This window comes from Nonomuraea sp. NPDC004702, assembly GCF_053601695.1.
On the sequence record NZ_JBSGCE010000001.1, the window covers coordinates 441,917 to 458,334 of the forward strand.

Here is a 16,418-nt window from a genome sequence, read left to right on the forward strand (position 1 = left end):
GTTTCAGTACGAGTAAACCAAGCGCTTGATCAAGAGGTGACCGCGCGTGCATATCGACCTCGTAGACAGGGACCGTTACGCGACTTCCGGCCCACCCCACGAACAGCTCGCCTGGCTCCGCGCCAACTCCCCCGTCCACTGGCACGACGGCGAGCCCGGGTTCTGGGCGGTCACCCGCTACGAGGACGTCGTGCACGTGTCCCGCCACTCCGACCTGTTCTCCTCGGCCAAGAAGCTCGCCCTCTTCGACGAGATGCCCGAGGACCAGATCGCCCTCCAGCGGCTGATGATGCTCAACCAGGACCCGCCCGAGCACACCAGGCGGCGTTCCCTGGTCAACCGCGGCTTCACCCCCCGGACGATCGGCGCCCTCGAACAGCACATCCGCGACATCTGCGACGACCTGCTCGACAAGTGCTCCGGCGAGGTGGACTTCGTCACCGAGGTCTCCGCCCCCCTCCCCCTGTACGTGATCTGCGAGCTGCTCGGCGCTCCCGCGACCGACCGCGACAAGCTGTTCTCCTGGTCGAACCGGATGATCGGCGCCCAGGACCCCGACTACGCGGCGACCCCCGAGGAGGGCTCCGGCGCCGCCATGGAGGTGTACGCCTACGCCAACGAGCTCGCGGCGCAGCGCAGAGCCGCCCCCAAGGACGACATCATCACCAAGCTCCTCCAGCCCGACGACAAGGGCGAAACCCTCGGCGAGGACGAATTCGACCTGTTCGTCCTGCTGCTGATCGTCGCGGGCAACGAGACCACCCGCAACGCGGCCTCCGGCGGCATGCTGGCCCTCTTCGAGCACCCCGACCAGTGGGACCGCCTGGTGGCCGACCCCACGCTGGCCAGGACGGCGGCCGACGAGATCGTCCGGTGGGTCTCGCCGGTCAACCTGTTCCGGCGCACGTCGATGGCGGACCAGGTGCTCGGCGGGCAGCCCATCAAGGACGGCGACAAGGTCGTGGTCTTCTACTCCTCCGCCAACCGGGACGCCTCCGTGTTCCCGGACCCCGAGGTCTTCGACATCGGACGCACCCCCAACACGCACATCGGGTTCGGCGGCGGCGGCGCGCACTTCTGCCTCGGCAACCACCTCGCCAAGCTGGAACTGCGTGTCCTGTTCGAGCAGCTGGCCAGGCGCCGGCCGCGCATCCGCCAGGCCGGCCCGGCCCGCCGCCTGCGCTCGAACTTCATCAACGGCATCAAGGAGCTCCCGGTCACGATCGCCTGACCTTGCCGACGCCCTCCGAGCCACCGGGGACGCCCTCACGAGAACCGCCGGCGCCGGGGATGGCGAGCGGTTCCGCGGCGGGCCGCGCGGATCTGGCGGAGGACGCGGACGGTGCCCTCCGGGCCGGGTTGCCAGCCGCGCTCGATCAACGCGTCGGCGACGTGCCGGAGAAGGCCGGCGATCTGGCCGGGGATGACGTCGCGGCGTACGGCGATCACCCGCCAGCCCAGCCGCCGCAGCTCCTCGCGGCGGGCCGCGTCACGCCGCCGGTCCGCCGGGGAGGTGTGGTGCTCCTGGCCGTCGTACTCGACCCCCACCCGGTACGGCTCCCACCCCAGGTCGAGGTAGGCGTGCCGGCCGCCGCCCAGGGGCACGGCGAGCTGCGTGGTGGGCCTGGGGAGGCCGCCGTCGACGAGGACGACCCGCAGCCAGCTCTCCCGGGGCGAGGCGGCGCCGCCGTCGGCCAGGCTCAGCGTGTCGCGCAGCCGCCAGGAGTTGAGCGGACGACGCCACAGCGCCTCCATGTCGACGCCCCGCCGCGCGAACTGGTCGAGCGCCGCCACCGCCTCCGGACGCGGCAACGACCGGGCGCAGTCGAGGGCCGTGCGCGCCATGGTGGTGAGCCGGACGCCCCGGTGGTCAGTGACGTCGTCGGCGGGCGGTTCGCCCACGTACGTGACGCAGCCGGGGATCGCCAGGTGAGCGGGGGCGATCACCTCCACCGGCCAGTCGGCCTCGGGGATGGAGAGCACGCTCAGGCCCCAGACGTGTGCGGCCGTCTGCCGGCAGACGACGGCCTGCCGGCAGGACCGGGTGATGCGCTCGGCACGGCCGAGCAACGAGAGTGCGGCGTTCACGGGGTCCAGGCTGACGCCCTCACCCCGGCCCCCGCAGAGCCGAACCGCGTTCTGTGGACAACCGTCCGGCTACCCACTCAGCGGCTTCGCCGCGTCACCGCAGAGGCCGATCACTCCGGTCGGGGATTCCCCGGCTCATCGCGGTGGCTGGTCGGTCCAGGTGGCGGTCACCCAAACGAAGTCTCGGCCCCACGACAGGCCCCCGTCGCCGCCGTAGAGGTAGTTCGTCCGGATCACCCGTGCGCTCTCGGGATCGACCACCATCCTGATCTCCGGCCCGCCGTCGGGGTTGGGGAAGCGCAGCTCCTGCCCGTCCTCTACCTCGCCGGCGTTCTCGACCCCGGGTGTCGCGGAGAGCGCCCGGAACGCCGCCGACCGGACCTCCGGCGGCGCGGGCAGCTCCGAGATGAGCGCGACCAGGGAGAACAGCGGATCGCCGCGCTGCTCGGAGGAGCTCATGGCGCTGGGAAGCCCGGGCAGCGCGGCGATCCGGGACGTCAGCGCCGCCGGCTCCGTCGGCAGCTCTTCGAGCTCCTCGATGCTCACCTCGGCCCCCTTGAGCCTGAGGGGGTTCGGGTCGGGCACGACGACCCCGGCGGGGGCGTCCGGCCGGCCCCTGGACCAGCGCCGGCCGTCCCGCGTGGTCCAGCTCTCACGGGTGGGGATGTCCACGCCCCGGTACTCCCGGGTGACGTGCCAGTAGCGTCCGGCGCCCTCGGGCGTGCGCTCGGCGCTCGCCGCGGCCATGAGCAGCACCTCCCTGCCCGAGGCCGGCGTGCCGGCGGGCGTGATCGCGCCCGTCGCGAGCACGGTGACGGCCGCCGCGGCGGCCAGGGCGAGCGCGGGCGCGAGCCATCCGGTCCGCCGGCGGTGGGTACGGCCGCGCGCCCTGTCCTGGAGGCGGCTCCTGCTGCGCGCCATCGCCTCGGCGGCCGGTTCCGGCTTGGCCAGCAGGGTGGCGAGCTCCTTCAGGTCATCCACGAGCTGTCTCCTTGTCGACGAGGGCCTGGATCTTCGCGCGCGCCCGGCTGAGCCTGGATCCGACCGTGCCGGGGGCGATGCCGAGCGCCTGGGCCACCTCGTCGTAGCCGAGCTGGCCGAGGGCCACGAGCAGCAGGACGTCGCGCTCGCCCGGCGACAGCGCGGCGAGCGCCCTGGCCAGGTACGGCTGCATGCCCTGGGCCGTGACGGAGGCCACGACCCGGTTCTCATGGCCTTCCATGACGGGTTCGGGGCCCAGCCGGGCCAGCGCCCGGTAGTGGCGGATCTCCTTGCGCCGGTGCCTGGCGATCAGGTTGGTGGCCAGGCCGAACAGCCAGGGCCGTAATCCGCCGCGCTCCGGGTCGAACCGGTCGCGGTGGTCGAAGGCCAGCAGGAACGTCTCGGCCGTGATGTCCTCGGCGATCTGCGTGTCCAGCCGGCCGGCCACGTACAGGTAGATGTCGCGGAAATGGCGGTCGTGCACGAGGGTGAACAGCTCGGGGTCCCGCCGGTACCGGGCGGCCAGCTCGGCGTCGGTCAGCTGTTCGCCCGCTTCGGCGATCACGTTGTCGTCTCCGTCATCAGGCTGCCTTCACGAAGTGGTGGACGGTCACCCATGCTTCGCCGCAGGCCCGGATCGCCTTCCCGGCAGGCCGCCGCCGGTCAGCAGGCCGCCGCGCGCAGCGCGGGCAGGACGTCCTCGGCCAGGCGTTCGGCCTGGGCGCGCGGGCCGGGGCCGAGGGGCGTGAAGTTCATCGACGTGAACCCCAGCTCCACGAACGCCGCCAGACGGTCGGTCACCTCCGCCGCCGAGCCGGCGACCACGCCGTCGACCTCTGCGGGGGACCCGATGCGGAAGGTGACGTTGTAGACGCACTCGACGGCGCGACCGGCCGACAGGATCCGGTCGCGCATGGCCGCCGCCCGCTCCGGCGGCGCGAACCCCAGGGACGGGATCCAGCCGTCCGCCAGCCGGCCGGTGGCGTCGAGGGCGCGCGGCCCGTACGTGCCCAGCCAGATCGGGATGGGGCTGAGGGGCTTGGGCTCGATGGTGGCCCGATCGGTGCGGTAGCGGGAGCCTTCATAGGTGAAGTCCGACTCGGACCACAGGCCGCGGATGATGTGGACGGCCTCCACCATGCCGTCCACCTTCTCGCGGGGCGTCGGCACCCCGAGCCCGAACGCGCGGAACTCCTCGTCGGAGTAGCCGCCGCCGAGGCCGAGGATCAGCCGGCCGCCGGAGAGCCGGTGGAGCGTCTCGGCCATCTTGGCGACCATCGCGGGCGGCCGGTACGGCACCCCCAGCACCCGCGTCGCCACCTTGATCCGCGAGGTGGCGGCGGCCACCCAGGTCAGCATCGTCCACAGCTCGTACGTGGGCTCGACGCCGCACGGGTGGTCCGACGCCGAGACGAAGTCGAAGCCCAGTTCCTCCGCCGCGCGGGCGTCGCCCACGGGATCGGCCCCCGACGCCGCCGACGTCGATATGCCCAGTCCGAACACGACCCGCCTCCTCCACTTTGGTTTACATGTAAACCTAGAGCGGAGGTCGGTTACACGTCAACTAAACTGCCGGGTCATGGAGCCCAACTGGCTGGACGACGCCGAGTTCCGGGCCTGGATCGGCTACCGCAGGATGCGCCTGCTGCTGGACGCCCAGGTCAGCCGCGACCTCGCGAGCGACTCGGGGCTGTCGGCACCCGACTACGACGTCCTGTCGGCGCTGTCCTCCACGCCCGGCCACCGGTGGCGGCTCACCGCGCTGGCCGACCGCATGCTCTGGTCGAAGAGCCGCCTCTCCCGGCACATCTCGCGGATGGAGCAGCGGGGGCTGGTCACCCGCGAGGGGTTCGAGGGGGACGCGCGCGGGGCCGTCGTCGTGCTGACCGACGGCGGGTTGCGGGCCATCCAGGAGGCGGCGCCCGCCCATGTGGCGTCGGTGCGCAGGCACTTCATCGACCTGCTCTCGCGGGAGCAGATCGAGGTGCTCGCCACGATCGCCGAGACCGTCCTCGACCACCTGCCGGACGGCGGTCAGGACACACCGACCCGACCAGGCTGACCCTGTGCGGTCAGGCGACCCACATCGGACGCCAGTCCGGCACCTCGTGGTAACGCCGCAGCTCCGCCACCCCGGACAGCATCCCGCCCCAGGCCGCGTACGGCGGCCGCTCGGCGTCGAAGCCGCTCTGCACGAGCGTCAGCCGCGTCCGGCCGGCGGACCCGGCGAGCTCCCAGGAGCTCACCCCGGCGCCGCCCCAGTCGACGGAGAACCGCCGCTCCGGCTCCAGCTCCAGCACCTTGGCCGGCGACGGGTCGTTCGCGAACCCGCCCATGGCGAACCGGCCGCCGACGTACGGCTCGATCTCGATCGGCATCCCGAACCACTCGCTCACCTTCTCCGAGTCGACCAGCGACTCGAAAACCTGGGCGGGCGGCGCGTCGATGGTGACCTCGGCGCGCAGCTCGCGCGCGGTGAAGTCGGCGCGCGGCGTGAGCGGGCGGCCCTCGACGTGCTCGGCCAGGCCGGCCAGCACCTGGAACCAGTACGTCTGCAGCACGCCCCGGATGCTGGCGCCGGTGACGACGTCCTGGAAGTCGAAGTGCGACTGCGTCACCGAGACGATCGTCGCCGAGTCGCCGTCCTCCTCGACCGCGAGTTCGGCGGTCGTCTCGACGCCGTCCAGCAGCCAGGCGAACCGCACGCCGCGCTCGTCGGCCGACAGGACCCGCTGGTGCGGCGCGTCGCCCTCCGGCGTCGTACGGCCCCAGAACTCGAACCGGTCCGGCAGGTCCACCTCGACGTGCTCGGCCAGCCAGACCCGCGCCTCGGCCGGATCGGTGAGCGCGTGCCACACCTCCTTGACCGGCGCCTGGACGCGGACCTTCGCGATCATCGGCTCACTCATGCTCTTCTCCCTTGGGGTAACAGGCGACGGCGAGCTTGAAGGCGTCCCCCTCAGCGCCGCCGTAACGAGTGAAAAGCTCCTGCAGCATGCCCTGCAGGTCGTTCAGGAACTGCTGGCGGCTCTCCGGACGCACGTGGATCTCTCCGGACAGTCCGATGGACGGCAGCTCGGGCGCGTCCCGGTCGAGCGCGGCGATGTCGGCCTGGACCTCCTCCATGAGGTCGAGCAGGTAGCCCAGGCTCAGCTCGTCGCGCGCCTTGCGCAGCCCGATCCGGCCGACCAGCCGCGGCGACAACCAGTACGACCGCGCGCCGGCCTGGTAGATGCCCTCGTGGACGCCGCGCACCTTGCGTTCGGACACCAGCTCCACGAGACCGGCCTCGACCAGCCGCTTGACGTGGTAGTAGACCCGCTGCGGGGTCTGCCCGAGGCGTTCGGCGACCTCCGAGCACGTACGCGGCTCGGCCAGCTGCCTCAGCACCTCGACCCGTTGCGGCTTGAGCAGCGCCTCGGCCTGCTCGATCTGTTCCAGATACAGGACATCTCTCATCGCAAAAACAATCTTTTACGTAAAAATCCCCTTTGTCAATGGGTCAGGCCAAGAGCAGCCGTAGGCAGAAAAAAGGCCCGCACCGGACCGGGCGGGCCAGGGGGGCGGAACCGGCTCTAGGGCCAGGAGCTGTCCTGGTCGGGGTCGCCGCCGGCGGACAGCAGGCGCAGGTCGCTCTCGACCATCATCGCGACCAGCTCGTCGAACGACACCCGCGGCTCCCACCCGAGCTGCGCCCGCGCCTTCTTCGGGTCGGCGCACAGCAGGTCCACCTCCGCCGGGCGGTGCAGCCCCTGGTCGACCACCACGTGCCGCTCCCAGTCCAGCCCGGCGGCCGTGAAGGCGGCCTCCACCAGCTCCCGCACCGACTTCATCCGCCCGGTGCCGATCACGTAGTCCTCGGGGTTGGCGGCCTGGAGCATGAGGTGCATCGCCTTGACGTAGTCGCCCGCGTAGCCCCAGTCGCGGCGCGCCTCCAGGTTGCCCAGCCGCAGCTCCGTGGCCAGGCCGAGCTTGATCCGGGCCACCCCGAGGGTGACCTTCCTGGTGACGAACTCCGCGCCGCGCCGCGGCGACTCGTGGTTGAACAGGATGCCCGACACCGCGAACATCCCGTACGACTCGCGGTAGTTCTGCGTGAGGAAGTGCCCGTACGCCTTGGCCACCCCGTACGGCGAGCGCGGATGGAAGGCGGTGCGCTCGTTCTGCGGGGTCTCGGTGACCTGCCCGAACATCTCCGAGGACGACGCCTGGTAGAAGCGGATCTGCCCCGGGGACGACGATCCCCCGCCCCGCGACACGCCCGAACACACCCGGATGGCCTCAAGCATCCGCAGGACGCCCATACCGGTCACCTCGGCGGTCAGCTCGGCCTGCTCCCACGACATGGGCACGAACGAGATCGCCCCCAGGTTGTACACCTCGTCGGGCTGAACGCGTTCCACCGCGGAGATCAAGGACCCCTGGTCCAGCAGGTCGCCCCGCACCACCTGGACGTCGGCCAGCAGCTTGCGCATGCGCGAGACGCGCGGGTTCGCCTGCCCGCGGGCCAGCCCCCACACCTCGTAACCCTGGTCGAGCAGGTGCTCGGCCAAGTAGGAACCGTCCTGGCCGGTGATGCCGGTGATCAGAGCGCGCCTGGCCAAGGGGTCCTCCAACTATCACGTAGGTACGGTGGCCCGCACCGCGTCCCTTTGGGACGGGAATGTACAGCTAAGCGCCTGGACGCAGCACCAAAGCCCACTAGAACCTGTTCCACCGAACCACGCTCGGTTACCTTAATGTCGCAGTTCGCACGGCCTGTGGAGACTGTTGTGAACAATTCCAGGTGACCTACCGAATGGTAGCCTTCTCGGACTAAGGTCATCTTTCACGGTACACGCCCGCCTCTTGGGGCCTTACCGCAGAAAACATGGGCCTACCGGCGGAGAAAGGGGTGTCCGTGAGCGAGGCGCTGCGGATCGCGCTGCTGTCCTATCGCAGCAAGCCCACCTGCGGCGGGCAGGGCGTCTACCTCCGGCACCTGAGCCGTGAGCTGGTCGCGCTCGGCCACCACGTCGAGGTGTTCTCCGGACCGCCCTACCCCGAGCTGGACGAGGGCGTCGTCCTGCGCGAGGTGCCCAGCCTCGACCTCTACCGGGACGAGGACCCGTTCAGGACCCCGAAGCTGGCCGAGTACCGCGACTGGATCGACCTCCTGGAGGTCGGCACCATGTGGACGGCCGGCTTCCCCGAGCCGCTCACCTTCACCCTGCGCGCCTACCGCGAGCTGAAGAAGCGCGTCGGCGACTTCGACGTCGTCCAGGACAACCAGACCCTCGGCTACGGCCTGCTCGGCATCCAGAAGCTGTTCCCCGTGGTCGGGACGATCCACCACCCGATCAGCGTCGACCGGCGGATCGAGCTGGAGGCCGCCACGGGCTACAAGAAGCTCACCATGCGCCGCTGGTACGGGTTCGTGAAGATGCAGTCCCGCGTCGCCCCCAGGCTCAGCCCGATCCTCACCGTCAGCGAGTCGTCGCTGGCCGACATCCACCGGGACTTCAACGTCCCGCAGGCCAACATGCGGCTGATCCCGCTCGGCGTGGACACCCGCTACTTCCACCCGCGCCCGGACAAGCCCCGCCGCAAGGGCTCGATCGTCGCGGTGGCCAGCGCGGACTCGCCGATGAAGGGCGTGGCCACGCTGCTGCGCGCGGTCGCCAAGCTCGCCACCGAACGCGACGTGAACCTGACCGTGGTCAGCAAGCCGACCCCCGGCGGCCCGACCGAGCGGCTGGTCCAGGAGCTGTCGCTGCAGGACCGGGTGCGCTTCGTGCACGGCATCTCCGACGACGAGCTGGGCGAGCTGATCGCCACCTCGGAGATCTCCGTGGTCCCCTCGCTGTACGAGGGCTTCTCGCTGCCCGCCGTCGAGCACATGGCCTGCGGCACGCCCCTGGTGGCCAGCCGTACGGGCGCGCTGCCCGAGGTCGTGGGCGACGCGGCCGTCCAGGTCCCGCCGGGCGACGCCGAGGAGCTGGCGGCCGTGCTGCGCCGCCTGCACGACTCCCCCGAGGAGCGCGAGCGGGTGGGCAGGGCCGGCTACGACCGGGTCATGGAGCGCTACACCTGGCACGTCGTCGCCAAGCGGACGGTCGAGGCGTACCGCGAGGCGATGGCGGCGCACAAGGCCCGCCGCTGACCCCCGAACGCAAAGCCCCCAAGAGCTGATCAAGGAGAAGCGACAAAGTGCTGACCGTGGACTTCGACCGGCTCCCCGTGGGCCCCGGCGTGCGCGTGCTCGACCTGGGCTGCGGCGGCGGCAGGCACGCCTTCGAGGTGCTGCGCCAGGGCGCCGACGTCGTCGCCTTCGACATGGACCAGGCCGAGCTGGACAACGTGGCGGCCATGTTCGTGGCGATGGACAAGGCGGGCGAGGTGCCGCTGGGCGCGACCGGCGAGACCGTCCAGGGCACGGCGCTGGACATGCCGTTCGAGGACGGCGGCTTCGACCGGGTCATCGCGGCCGAGGTGCTGGAGCACATCCCCGACGACATGACCGCCATGCGGGAGATCTTCCGCGTGCTCAAGCCGGGCGGCACCGCGGCGATCACCGTGCCGAGCTTCCTGCCCGAGCGCATCTGCTGGGCCCTGGACGAGGACTACCACACCGCCCCCGGCGGCCACGTGCGGATCTACACGCTGGCCGAGCTGTCGGCCAAGCTCAAGTCCGTCGGCTTCGAGATCGGCCCGCACCACCACGCCCACGGCCTGCACGCGCCGTACTGGTGGATCAAGTGCGCGGTGGGCGTCAACAACGACGACCACCCGGTCGCCAAGGCGTACCACGAGCTGCTGGTGTGGGACATCATGAAGCGCCCGGCCGCCACCAGGATCGCCGAGGCGCTGCTCAACCCGCTCATCGGCAAGAGCGTGGTCCTCTACGTCAAGAAGCCATGATCTCCCGCGAGGAGGTCGTCCGCACGGCCCTCAGCATCGCGGCCATCCAGCAGGACGACGGCGGCGTGCCCTGGCCCGAGGGGCACGTGGACGCGTGGAACCACGTCGAGTGCCTGATGGGCATGTCCGTGGCCGGGCTGACCGAGCCGGTGCGGCGCGGCTGGGAGTGGCTGGCCCGCCACCAGCGCCCCGACGGCTCCTGGCCGATGAAGCTGCTGGACGGCGTGGCCACCGAGGCGGGCGGCGAGTCCAACCACGCCGCCTACGTCGCCGCCGGCGTCTGGCACCACCTTCTCGTCACCGGCGACCGCGAGCACGCCGAGCGCCACTGGCCCATGGTCAAGGCCGCGCTCGACTACGTGGTGGGCCTGCAGACCGAGCGGGGCGAGATCGTCTGGGAGCGGGACGCCCACGGCCGCGCGGCGGCGTACGCGCTGCTGACCGGGTGCTCCTCGATCCACCAGGGCCTGCGCTGCGGCGTGCTGCTCGCCGACCACCTGGGCGACCCGCAGCCGCACTGGGAGCTGGCCGCCGACCGGCTGGCCCACGTGTTGTCGGCGCACCCGGAGGCGTTCGCCGACAAGAGCCGGTTCTCGATGGACTGGTACTACCCGGTGCTGGGCGGCGCGGTGCGCGGGCGGCAGGCGTTCGAGCTGCTGGAGCGCGAGTGGTCCACGTTCGTGGTGCCGGGGCTCGGCATCCGGTGCGTGTCCGACCAGCCGTGGGTGACCGGGGCCGAGACGTGCGAGCTGGTGCTGGCCCTGGACGCCATGGGCGACCGTACGCGGGCCGCCGCGCTCTTCGCCGACGTGCAGCACCTGCGCCACGAGGACGGCTCGTACTGGACCGGCTGGCAGTTCGTCAACCGCAAGCACTTCCCGCACGAGCGCTCCGGTTACACCGCGGCCGCGGCCATCCTCGCCGCGGACGCGTTGCAGCGCCTGTCCCCCGGTTCCGGGCTGTTCCGCGACATCGCGGGCACGTCGGTGTCGGATCCGGAGGCGTGCGGGTGCGTGGAGCGTCAGTCGTTCAGGTCGGCGCCTCCCGGCTGATCCCGCGCGGCGTCGGCGCAAGGGCTTTTGCGGGTTCTTTGCCGGGGACATCCGGTGCGCCGCCGGTGAACGGCGCAATGGGGTTACTAGCTTCGTGTCTGGCCGTAGGAGGCGTCTTCGGGGGAAGCGTGGGCGACACGGGCACAACAGCGTTCTTGGACCAGGTCAGGATCGAGCCGACACTGTCCCCGGCGAGGGGGCTGCGGAGGTTTCTGGCCAAGGATCCTTCGGAGTCCGATCTGGGCCGGCGCAGGTTCCGGCTGCGCCCCGGCGCTCCCCGGACGGTCTTCACGGATTCCGAGCAGTCGTACGTGTTCGGCTTCAACGCGGTCATGTCGCGGGAAGTCGAGAAGATCGAAGACCTCTCACCCGAGCAGCGGCCGTTCGGCCACGAGGGCGCGGCGGCCGCCTGCACCGTGCTCGACCTGCTCACCTTGACCCGGGGCCGGCGCCTTCACGAGCTACTGGCCGGCCCCGCCCAGCATCACCGCCACGCCGCGTACGTCGGCGCCGGACGCGGCTACGCGCTGCTGCGGCTGCGTCCGGTCTGGGGCGCGCGGCGGGCGCACCCGCTGATGCGCTGGCTGGCCGTGGACGGGTTCGGCTTCCAGTGGAGCCTGTCGCGCGCGGACCGCATGGTGGGCCGCAGGAGCATGCCCGACCTGCTCACCCGCGCCCACTGCGCGGTCTTCGACCAGGGCCTCGGCCGGCTGCTGTGGTACCACGACTGCGCCTCGCCGGACGACGTCGGCGCGCGCATCGCGGGCTTCCCGGCGAGCCGGCGGGCCGACCTGTGGAGCGGCGTGGGGTTCGCGGCCACGTACACGGGCGGCGCCGACAGCGACGAGCTGTGGTGGCTGACCGAGCACGCCGGCGCCGACGGCTTCCGCGCCCACCTGGCCCAGGGCTGCGCCTTCGCGGTCACGGCGCGGCTGCGGTCGGGGGCGCTGCCGGACCACACGCGGCTGGCCGTGCCGATCCTGGCCGACGCCGCGCCCGACGAGGCGGCCGCCTGGACCGACCAGGCGCTGCTGGCCCTCGGCCACGACGCCCACACCCACGAGGACTTCCAGCGCTGGCAGGCCCACACCCGCCGGTCGTGGAACCGCCGCCACCGGCGCTAGACGCCCCGGCCGACGCGTTCGAGCACGCGCAGCGAGCCCTCGGCCGACACCTCGCGGAAGGCGCCCGACTCAAGGGCCCGCAGGTAGACCCGGTAGGGGGCCTGCCCGCCGTCGGCCGGGTCGGGATAGATGTCGTGGAAGACCAGCGCGCCGCCCTCCATGACGTGCGGCGCCCAGCCCTCGTAGTCGCGGGTCACCGGCTCCTCGGAGTGGCCGCCGTCGATGAAGAGCAGGCCGAGCGGCGTGTTCCACAACGCGGCCACCCGGTCGGACCGCCCGACGACGGCGATCACCTCCTCCTCCAGCCCGGCGGCGGCGATGGCGGCGCGGAAGAAGGGCAGGGAGTCCATCCGCCCGAAGCGCGGGTCCATCAGGGCCGGGTCGTGGTGGGCCCAGCCGGGCTGGATCTCCTCCGAGCCCCGGTGGTGGTCGACGGTGACGACCACCGAGCCGGTGTGCCGGGCCGCCGCGCCGAGGTAGATCGCCGACTTGCCGCAGTAGGTGCCGATCTCGCAGAGCGGCCCCAGGCCGCCGTACCGGCAGGCCGCCTCGAACAGGGCCAGACCCTCCTTCGGCGGCATGAATCCCTTGGCGTGCTCCGCTGCCTGCAGCAGCTCCGGCGGCATCGTCATAGGCATGCACCCTAGCCGAACCGAACAACATTCCAGGGACCTCTTGCCGTGCTTCTTTGCAACCTGTTCTACTTGGCACGTGAATCAGCGCGCTCGCATCGCGATGTCCGACGACGAGGTCACGGCGTTCCTGGAGGGTTCGCGCAAGGTCCAGCTCGCGACCATCAATCCCGACGGGACACCGCACCTGGTGACCATGTTCTACGGGCTGGACGAGGGCCGCATCGCCTTCTGGACGTACGGCAAGGCGCAGAAGGCCCGCAACCTGGCCCGCGACCCGCGGGTGAGCTGCCTGGTCGAGGCGGGCGACGACTACGACCAGCTCCGCGGCGTCCTGGTGTACGGCGTGGCCGAGCAGGTGGACGACCGGGACCGGGTGCTCGCCATCGGCATGATGATCGCGCGCAGGATGACGCCGGGCGTGCCGGACGACCTGCTCACCCCCTACGTCGAGCAGACCGGCAGAAAACGCATCGCCTACGTCGTCGAGCGCACCAAAGTGGTCTCATGGGATCACAGGAGGCTCACATGAAGGTCAAGGTCGATGAACTGGTCTGCGAGGCCAACGCCGTGTGCATGGGGCTCGCCCCCGAGGTCTTCGAGGTGGACGACGACGACCAGTTGCACATCCTGCTCCCCGAACCACCCCCCGAGATGCAGGACCGCGTCCGCAGCGCGGTCAGGTCCTGCCCGAAAGCCGCCCTGTCGCTAGAGGACTAGCCGTAGCCGGAGGAGGAACCCCATGCGCGCCGCGATCCTGCACGCCGTAGGCAACGACAAGCTGGACATCCGCGACGACATCACCCTGGCCCCCGTCGGGCCGACCGATGTCCGCGTACGGATCAGAGCCACGGGCGTGTGCCACTCGGACCTGTCGGCCATGTCCGGCGTGCTCCCGCAGCCGGTGCCGCTGATCCCGGGCCACGAGGGCGCGGGCGAGGTGGTCGAGGTGGGCGAGCACGTCACGTCGGTCGCGCCGGGCGACCACGTCGTGATCAGCTGGCGGCCGGCCTGCCAGTCCTGCGACCTGTGCGTGGGCGGGCAGCCGTACATGTGCATGAAGTACGTCATCGAGTCCTTCAGCAAGGGCAACTTCCGCTTCGGCGGCGACAACGCGACGGCGTTCGGCATGGCGGGCTGCGGCACCTGGGCCGAGGAGGTCATCGTGCCCTGGCAGGGCGCGATCAAGATCGACGACGACGTGTCGTGGGAGGCGGCGGCGCTGATCGGCTGCGGCATCACGACCGGCGTGGGCGCCGCGATCAACACCGCCAAGGTGCGTCCCGGCTCCACGGTCGTGGTGATCGGCTGCGGCGGCGTGGGCCTGTCGGTCATCCAGGGCGCCCGCGTCTCCGGCGCCAGGACGATCCTCGCCGTCGACCCGCTGGAGTCCAAGCACGCCCTGGCCAAGAAGGTCGGCGCGACGCACGCGATCACGCCCGAGCAGGTTCCCGAGGCCCTGAACGAGCTGACCGGCGGCAGCGGCTTCGACTACGGCTTCGAGGTCGTCGGCAAGTCGGCGACCATCCAGAGCGCCTGGCAGCTCACCCGGGCGGGCGGCGACGTCATCGTGGTGGGCGCCGGCGCGGTGGACGACATGGTCTCCATCTCCGCCTTCAGCCTGCTGTTCGAGGGCAAGAGACTGCTGTCCAGCCTGTACGGCGAGGCCGACGTGCGGCACGACTTCCCCTACTTCGCCAAGCTCCACAAGGCGGGACAGCTCGACCTGGAGTCGCTGATCAGCGCCCGCATCCGGCTCGGCGACCTGAACGACGCCGTCGCGGCCCTGCGCGGCGGCGAGGTGCTCCGCCAGATCGTCATCATGGACTGACCCCGGCCCGGGGCCGGAGAACGGGCTTCCGCTCTCCGGCCCCGGGCAGGTCGGGCCGCGATCGGCCGAACCGGTCGCACGCTCTTCGCCAAGGCATTGCTAAGGAAAGTTTCCTAACAGATACTCCGGGTTGAGTGCCCACCACCCCCCAAGGAGTATCCATGCTTCGTCGCGGCCTCGCCCTGCTCTCCCTCGCCGCCGCCGGCCTGCTCGCCCTCGCCGCGCCCGCCCAGGCGGCCGTCGTGGACGTGACCTTCGGGCCGGTCTCGATCGGCGACTACTGTCACGCCAAGGTCAGCTCGTCCTCGTGGATCGGCTTCTACGAGTCCGGCGGCCTGCGCTGCTACACCGGCGGCCCCGGCCCGATGACGTACGCGGGCTCCGGTGACCCGTACCTGGCCTGCAAGTTCCTCACCACGGACGTGGTGATGTCCGCGCTGCGCGGCGCCTCCGACGCCCTGGTCTGCCGCGTCGTGCGCTGACCCTCCTCCGGTGCGGCACGGGACCGACCGTCCCGTGCCGCCTCCGGCGTCAGGAGGGCAGGAGCTGGTCGAGAGGGGTGCCGGGGTCGGCGAGCGCGGCCCGGTCCACGGGCTTGCGGGACCGGATGAGTGCCTGGGTGTGGTCGGTGACGTCCCAGATGTTGACGTTCATCGCGGCCAGCACCCTGTCCTGCTCGTCCAGCCAGAAGGCGATGAACTCGCGGGCGTCCAGGTCGCCGCGGACCACGACGTCGGGCGTGCGACCGGGCGGGACGTGGCCGACGTACTCCATGCCCAGGTCGTACTGGTCGGTAAAGAAATAGGGCAGGTTGTCGTAGTCGCCGGCCCGGCCAAGCATGGCGCGGGCGGCGGTGGCGGGCTGGTTGAGCGCGTTCGCCCAGTGCTCGACCCGGACGTGGTGTCCCAGCAGCGGGTGGTAGGCGTTGGCGATGTCGCCGGCCGCGAAGATGTCGGGGTCGGAGGTGCGCAGGTCGGCCCCCACCTTGACGCCGTCCTCGACGGTCAGCCCGGCGGCCCGCGCGAGGTCGGTGTCCGGTTCGGCGCCGACGCCGGCCACGACGACGTCCGCCTCGACGTGGGCGCCGTCGGCGAGCAGGACCCCGGAGCCGGTGATCTCGGCGGGACGGGCGTCGAAGAGGAAGTTCACGCCGTGCTCGCGGTGCAGCGCGGTGAACACCTGGGCGACGTGCGGCCCCAGCACGCGCAGCAGCGGCGCGGACGCCGTCTCGATCACGGTGACCTCGGCCCCCGCGGCGCGGGCGGCGGCGGCCACCTCCAGGCCGATCCAGCCGGCCCCGAGGATCGCGACGCGGCCGGCGCCGGCCAGGGTGGCGCGCAGGCGTTCGCTGTCGTCGACGGTACGCAGGTACAGCACCTCGGGCCGGTCGGCCCCGGGGAGGTCCGGGCGGCGCGGACGGGAGCCGGTGGCCAGCAGCAGCCGGTCGTAGCCGAGCTGCTCGCCGTCGCTCAGGGTGACCCGGTGGCCGGCCGGGTCGATGCCGGTGACCTCGACGCCCAGCCGCAGCTCGACGTCGTGCTCGTCGTACCAGGAACGGTCGTGGACGAAGATCTTGTCGCGTTCGCCGGCGCCCTGGAGGTAGTCCTTGGACAGCGGCGGCCGCTCGTACGGCAGGTGCGTCTCCCTGCCGACCAGCACGAGCCGGCCGTCGAAGCCCTCGCCGCGCAGGGCCTCTGCGGCCTTGGCGGCGGCGAGGCCGCCGCCGGCGATCACGATGGTCGCGGGTGCAGGCATGGTCGGATCTCCTCTTTCTGTCCGGTTCCTGGGCGAAGGGCGTGGTGATCGCGGC

19 protein-coding genes are annotated in these 16,418 nt (G+C 71.5%); 10 read left to right on the forward strand and 9 right to left on the reverse strand.

All coding sequences use genetic code 11. The features are described from left to right. The first annotated feature begins 46 nt into the window (after nt 1–46). A complete protein-coding gene (locus ACWEJ6_RS02100; protein WP_358288833.1) occupies nt 47–1,231 on the forward strand; it encodes a cytochrome P450 in 1,185 nt (394 codons plus the stop codon). Nucleotides 1,232–1,266: 35 nt separating this feature from the next. Here ACWEJ6_RS02100 and ACWEJ6_RS02105 read toward each other — a convergent pair whose 3' ends face one another. The 4 genes from ACWEJ6_RS02105 to ACWEJ6_RS02120 all read right to left on the reverse strand — a co-directional run bounded on the left by ACWEJ6_RS02105 (nt 1,267) and on the right by ACWEJ6_RS02120 (nt 4,572). After that, nucleotides 1,267–2,088, reverse strand: a complete 822-nt coding sequence (locus ACWEJ6_RS02105) for a DUF559 domain-containing protein (RefSeq protein ID WP_452420633.1) — start codon at nt 2,086–2,088, stop codon at nt 1,267–1,269. A gap of 135 nt (nt 2,089–2,223) precedes the next feature. Beyond that, nucleotides 2,224–3,069 (reverse strand): CU044_5270 family protein, encoded by an 846-nt coding sequence (locus tag ACWEJ6_RS02110; RefSeq protein ID WP_452420635.1) that lies wholly within the window; start codon nt 3,067–3,069, stop codon nt 2,224–2,226. After that, complete coding sequence (locus ACWEJ6_RS02115; RefSeq protein ID WP_397164465.1) at nt 3,062–3,634, reverse strand: RNA polymerase sigma factor; 573 nt, start codon at nt 3,632–3,634, stop codon at nt 3,062–3,064. Before ACWEJ6_RS02115 ends, ACWEJ6_RS02110 begins: the two co-directional genes overlap by 8 nt. A 98-nt stretch (nt 3,635–3,732) precedes the next feature. Further along, on the reverse strand, nt 3,733–4,572 hold the full coding sequence (locus ACWEJ6_RS02120) for an LLM class flavin-dependent oxidoreductase (RefSeq protein WP_452420637.1): 840 nt from the start codon (nt 4,570–4,572) through the stop codon (nt 3,733–3,735). A 76-nt stretch (nt 4,573–4,648) separates the two neighbouring features. Here ACWEJ6_RS02120 and ACWEJ6_RS02125 point away from each other — a divergent pair, with 76 nt between their 5' ends. Further along, a complete protein-coding gene (locus tag ACWEJ6_RS02125; protein WP_452420639.1) occupies nt 4,649–5,131 on the forward strand; it encodes a MarR family winged helix-turn-helix transcriptional regulator in 483 nt (160 codons plus the stop codon). A 10-nt stretch (nt 5,132–5,141) separates the two neighbouring features. Here the strand turns inward: ACWEJ6_RS02125 and ACWEJ6_RS02130 are convergent, their stop codons facing one another. From ACWEJ6_RS02130 to ACWEJ6_RS02140, 3 genes are all read right to left on the reverse strand, one after another. Further along, a complete protein-coding gene (locus ACWEJ6_RS02130; protein WP_452420641.1) occupies nt 5,142–5,978 on the reverse strand; it encodes an SRPBCC domain-containing protein in 837 nt (278 codons plus the stop codon). After that, the gene (locus ACWEJ6_RS02135; protein ID WP_352324016.1) at nt 5,971–6,528 is read right to left on the reverse strand and encodes a helix-turn-helix domain-containing protein; all 558 of its coding nucleotides are present in this window, start codon (nt 6,526–6,528) and stop codon (nt 5,971–5,973) included. The genes ACWEJ6_RS02130 and ACWEJ6_RS02135 overlap by 8 nt, the downstream gene beginning before the upstream one ends. Before the next feature lie 116 nt (nt 6,529–6,644). Next, the gene (locus tag ACWEJ6_RS02140) at nt 6,645–7,673 is read right to left on the reverse strand and encodes a GDP-mannose 4,6-dehydratase (RefSeq protein ID WP_358288852.1); all 1,029 of its coding nucleotides are present in this window, start codon (nt 7,671–7,673) and stop codon (nt 6,645–6,647) included. A 266-nt stretch (nt 7,674–7,939) separates the two neighbouring features. Between ACWEJ6_RS02140 and ACWEJ6_RS02145 the strand changes: the two genes are divergently transcribed. From ACWEJ6_RS02145 to ACWEJ6_RS02160, 4 genes are all read left to right on the forward strand, one after another. Continuing rightward, nucleotides 7,940–9,211, forward strand: coding sequence for a glycosyltransferase family 4 protein (locus ACWEJ6_RS02145; protein ID WP_387671191.1), 1,272 nt, complete (start codon nt 7,940–7,942; stop codon nt 9,209–9,211). A 47-nt stretch (nt 9,212–9,258) separates the two neighbouring features. After that, nucleotides 9,259–9,969: a class I SAM-dependent methyltransferase gene (locus tag ACWEJ6_RS02150; RefSeq protein WP_352324013.1), complete on the forward strand. Its 711-nt coding sequence runs from the start codon at nt 9,259–9,261 to the stop codon at nt 9,967–9,969. Next, nucleotides 9,966–11,021, forward strand: a complete 1,056-nt coding sequence (locus ACWEJ6_RS02155) for a prenyltransferase (RefSeq protein ID WP_397210871.1) — start codon at nt 9,966–9,968, stop codon at nt 11,019–11,021. Before ACWEJ6_RS02150 ends, ACWEJ6_RS02155 begins: the two co-directional genes overlap by 4 nt. Before the next feature lie 155 nt (nt 11,022–11,176). After that, on the forward strand, nt 11,177–12,145 hold the full coding sequence (locus ACWEJ6_RS02160; RefSeq protein WP_387671195.1) for a DUF1702 family protein: 969 nt from the start codon (nt 11,177–11,179) through the stop codon (nt 12,143–12,145). Here ACWEJ6_RS02160 and ACWEJ6_RS02165 read toward each other — a convergent pair. Next, nucleotides 12,142–12,771 (reverse strand): class I SAM-dependent methyltransferase, encoded by a 630-nt coding sequence (locus ACWEJ6_RS02165; protein ID WP_364330959.1) that lies wholly within the window; start codon nt 12,769–12,771, stop codon nt 12,142–12,144. The genes ACWEJ6_RS02160 and ACWEJ6_RS02165 overlap by 4 nt on opposite strands. 85 nt (nt 12,772–12,856) lie before the next feature. Here ACWEJ6_RS02165 and ACWEJ6_RS02170 point away from each other — a divergent pair, with 85 nt between their 5' ends. From ACWEJ6_RS02170 to ACWEJ6_RS02185, 4 genes are all read left to right on the forward strand, one after another. Then, on the forward strand, nt 12,857–13,309 hold the full coding sequence (locus ACWEJ6_RS02170) for a pyridoxamine 5'-phosphate oxidase family protein (protein ID WP_352324010.1): 453 nt from the start codon (nt 12,857–12,859) through the stop codon (nt 13,307–13,309). Continuing rightward, complete coding sequence (locus tag ACWEJ6_RS02175; RefSeq protein ID WP_352324009.1) at nt 13,306–13,497, forward strand: ferredoxin; 192 nt, start codon at nt 13,306–13,308, stop codon at nt 13,495–13,497. The genes ACWEJ6_RS02170 and ACWEJ6_RS02175 overlap by 4 nt, the downstream gene beginning before the upstream one ends. A 22-nt stretch (nt 13,498–13,519) precedes the next feature. After that, nucleotides 13,520–14,608 carry a Zn-dependent alcohol dehydrogenase gene (locus ACWEJ6_RS02180; RefSeq protein WP_358288864.1) on the forward strand — a complete coding sequence of 363 codons (1,089 nt, stop codon included), beginning with the start codon at nt 13,520–13,522 and terminating at the stop codon, nt 14,606–14,608. A gap of 161 nt (nt 14,609–14,769) precedes the next feature. Next, on the forward strand, nt 14,770–15,090 hold the full coding sequence (locus tag ACWEJ6_RS02185) for a hypothetical protein (protein ID WP_387671196.1): 321 nt from the start codon (nt 14,770–14,772) through the stop codon (nt 15,088–15,090). 49 nt (nt 15,091–15,139) lie between these two features. Here ACWEJ6_RS02185 and ACWEJ6_RS02190 read toward each other — a convergent pair whose 3' ends face one another. Continuing rightward, nucleotides 15,140–16,363: an NAD(P)/FAD-dependent oxidoreductase gene (locus ACWEJ6_RS02190; RefSeq protein ID WP_358288870.1), complete on the reverse strand. Its 1,224-nt coding sequence runs from the start codon at nt 16,361–16,363 to the stop codon at nt 15,140–15,142. Nucleotides 16,364–16,418: the final 55 nt, after the last annotated feature.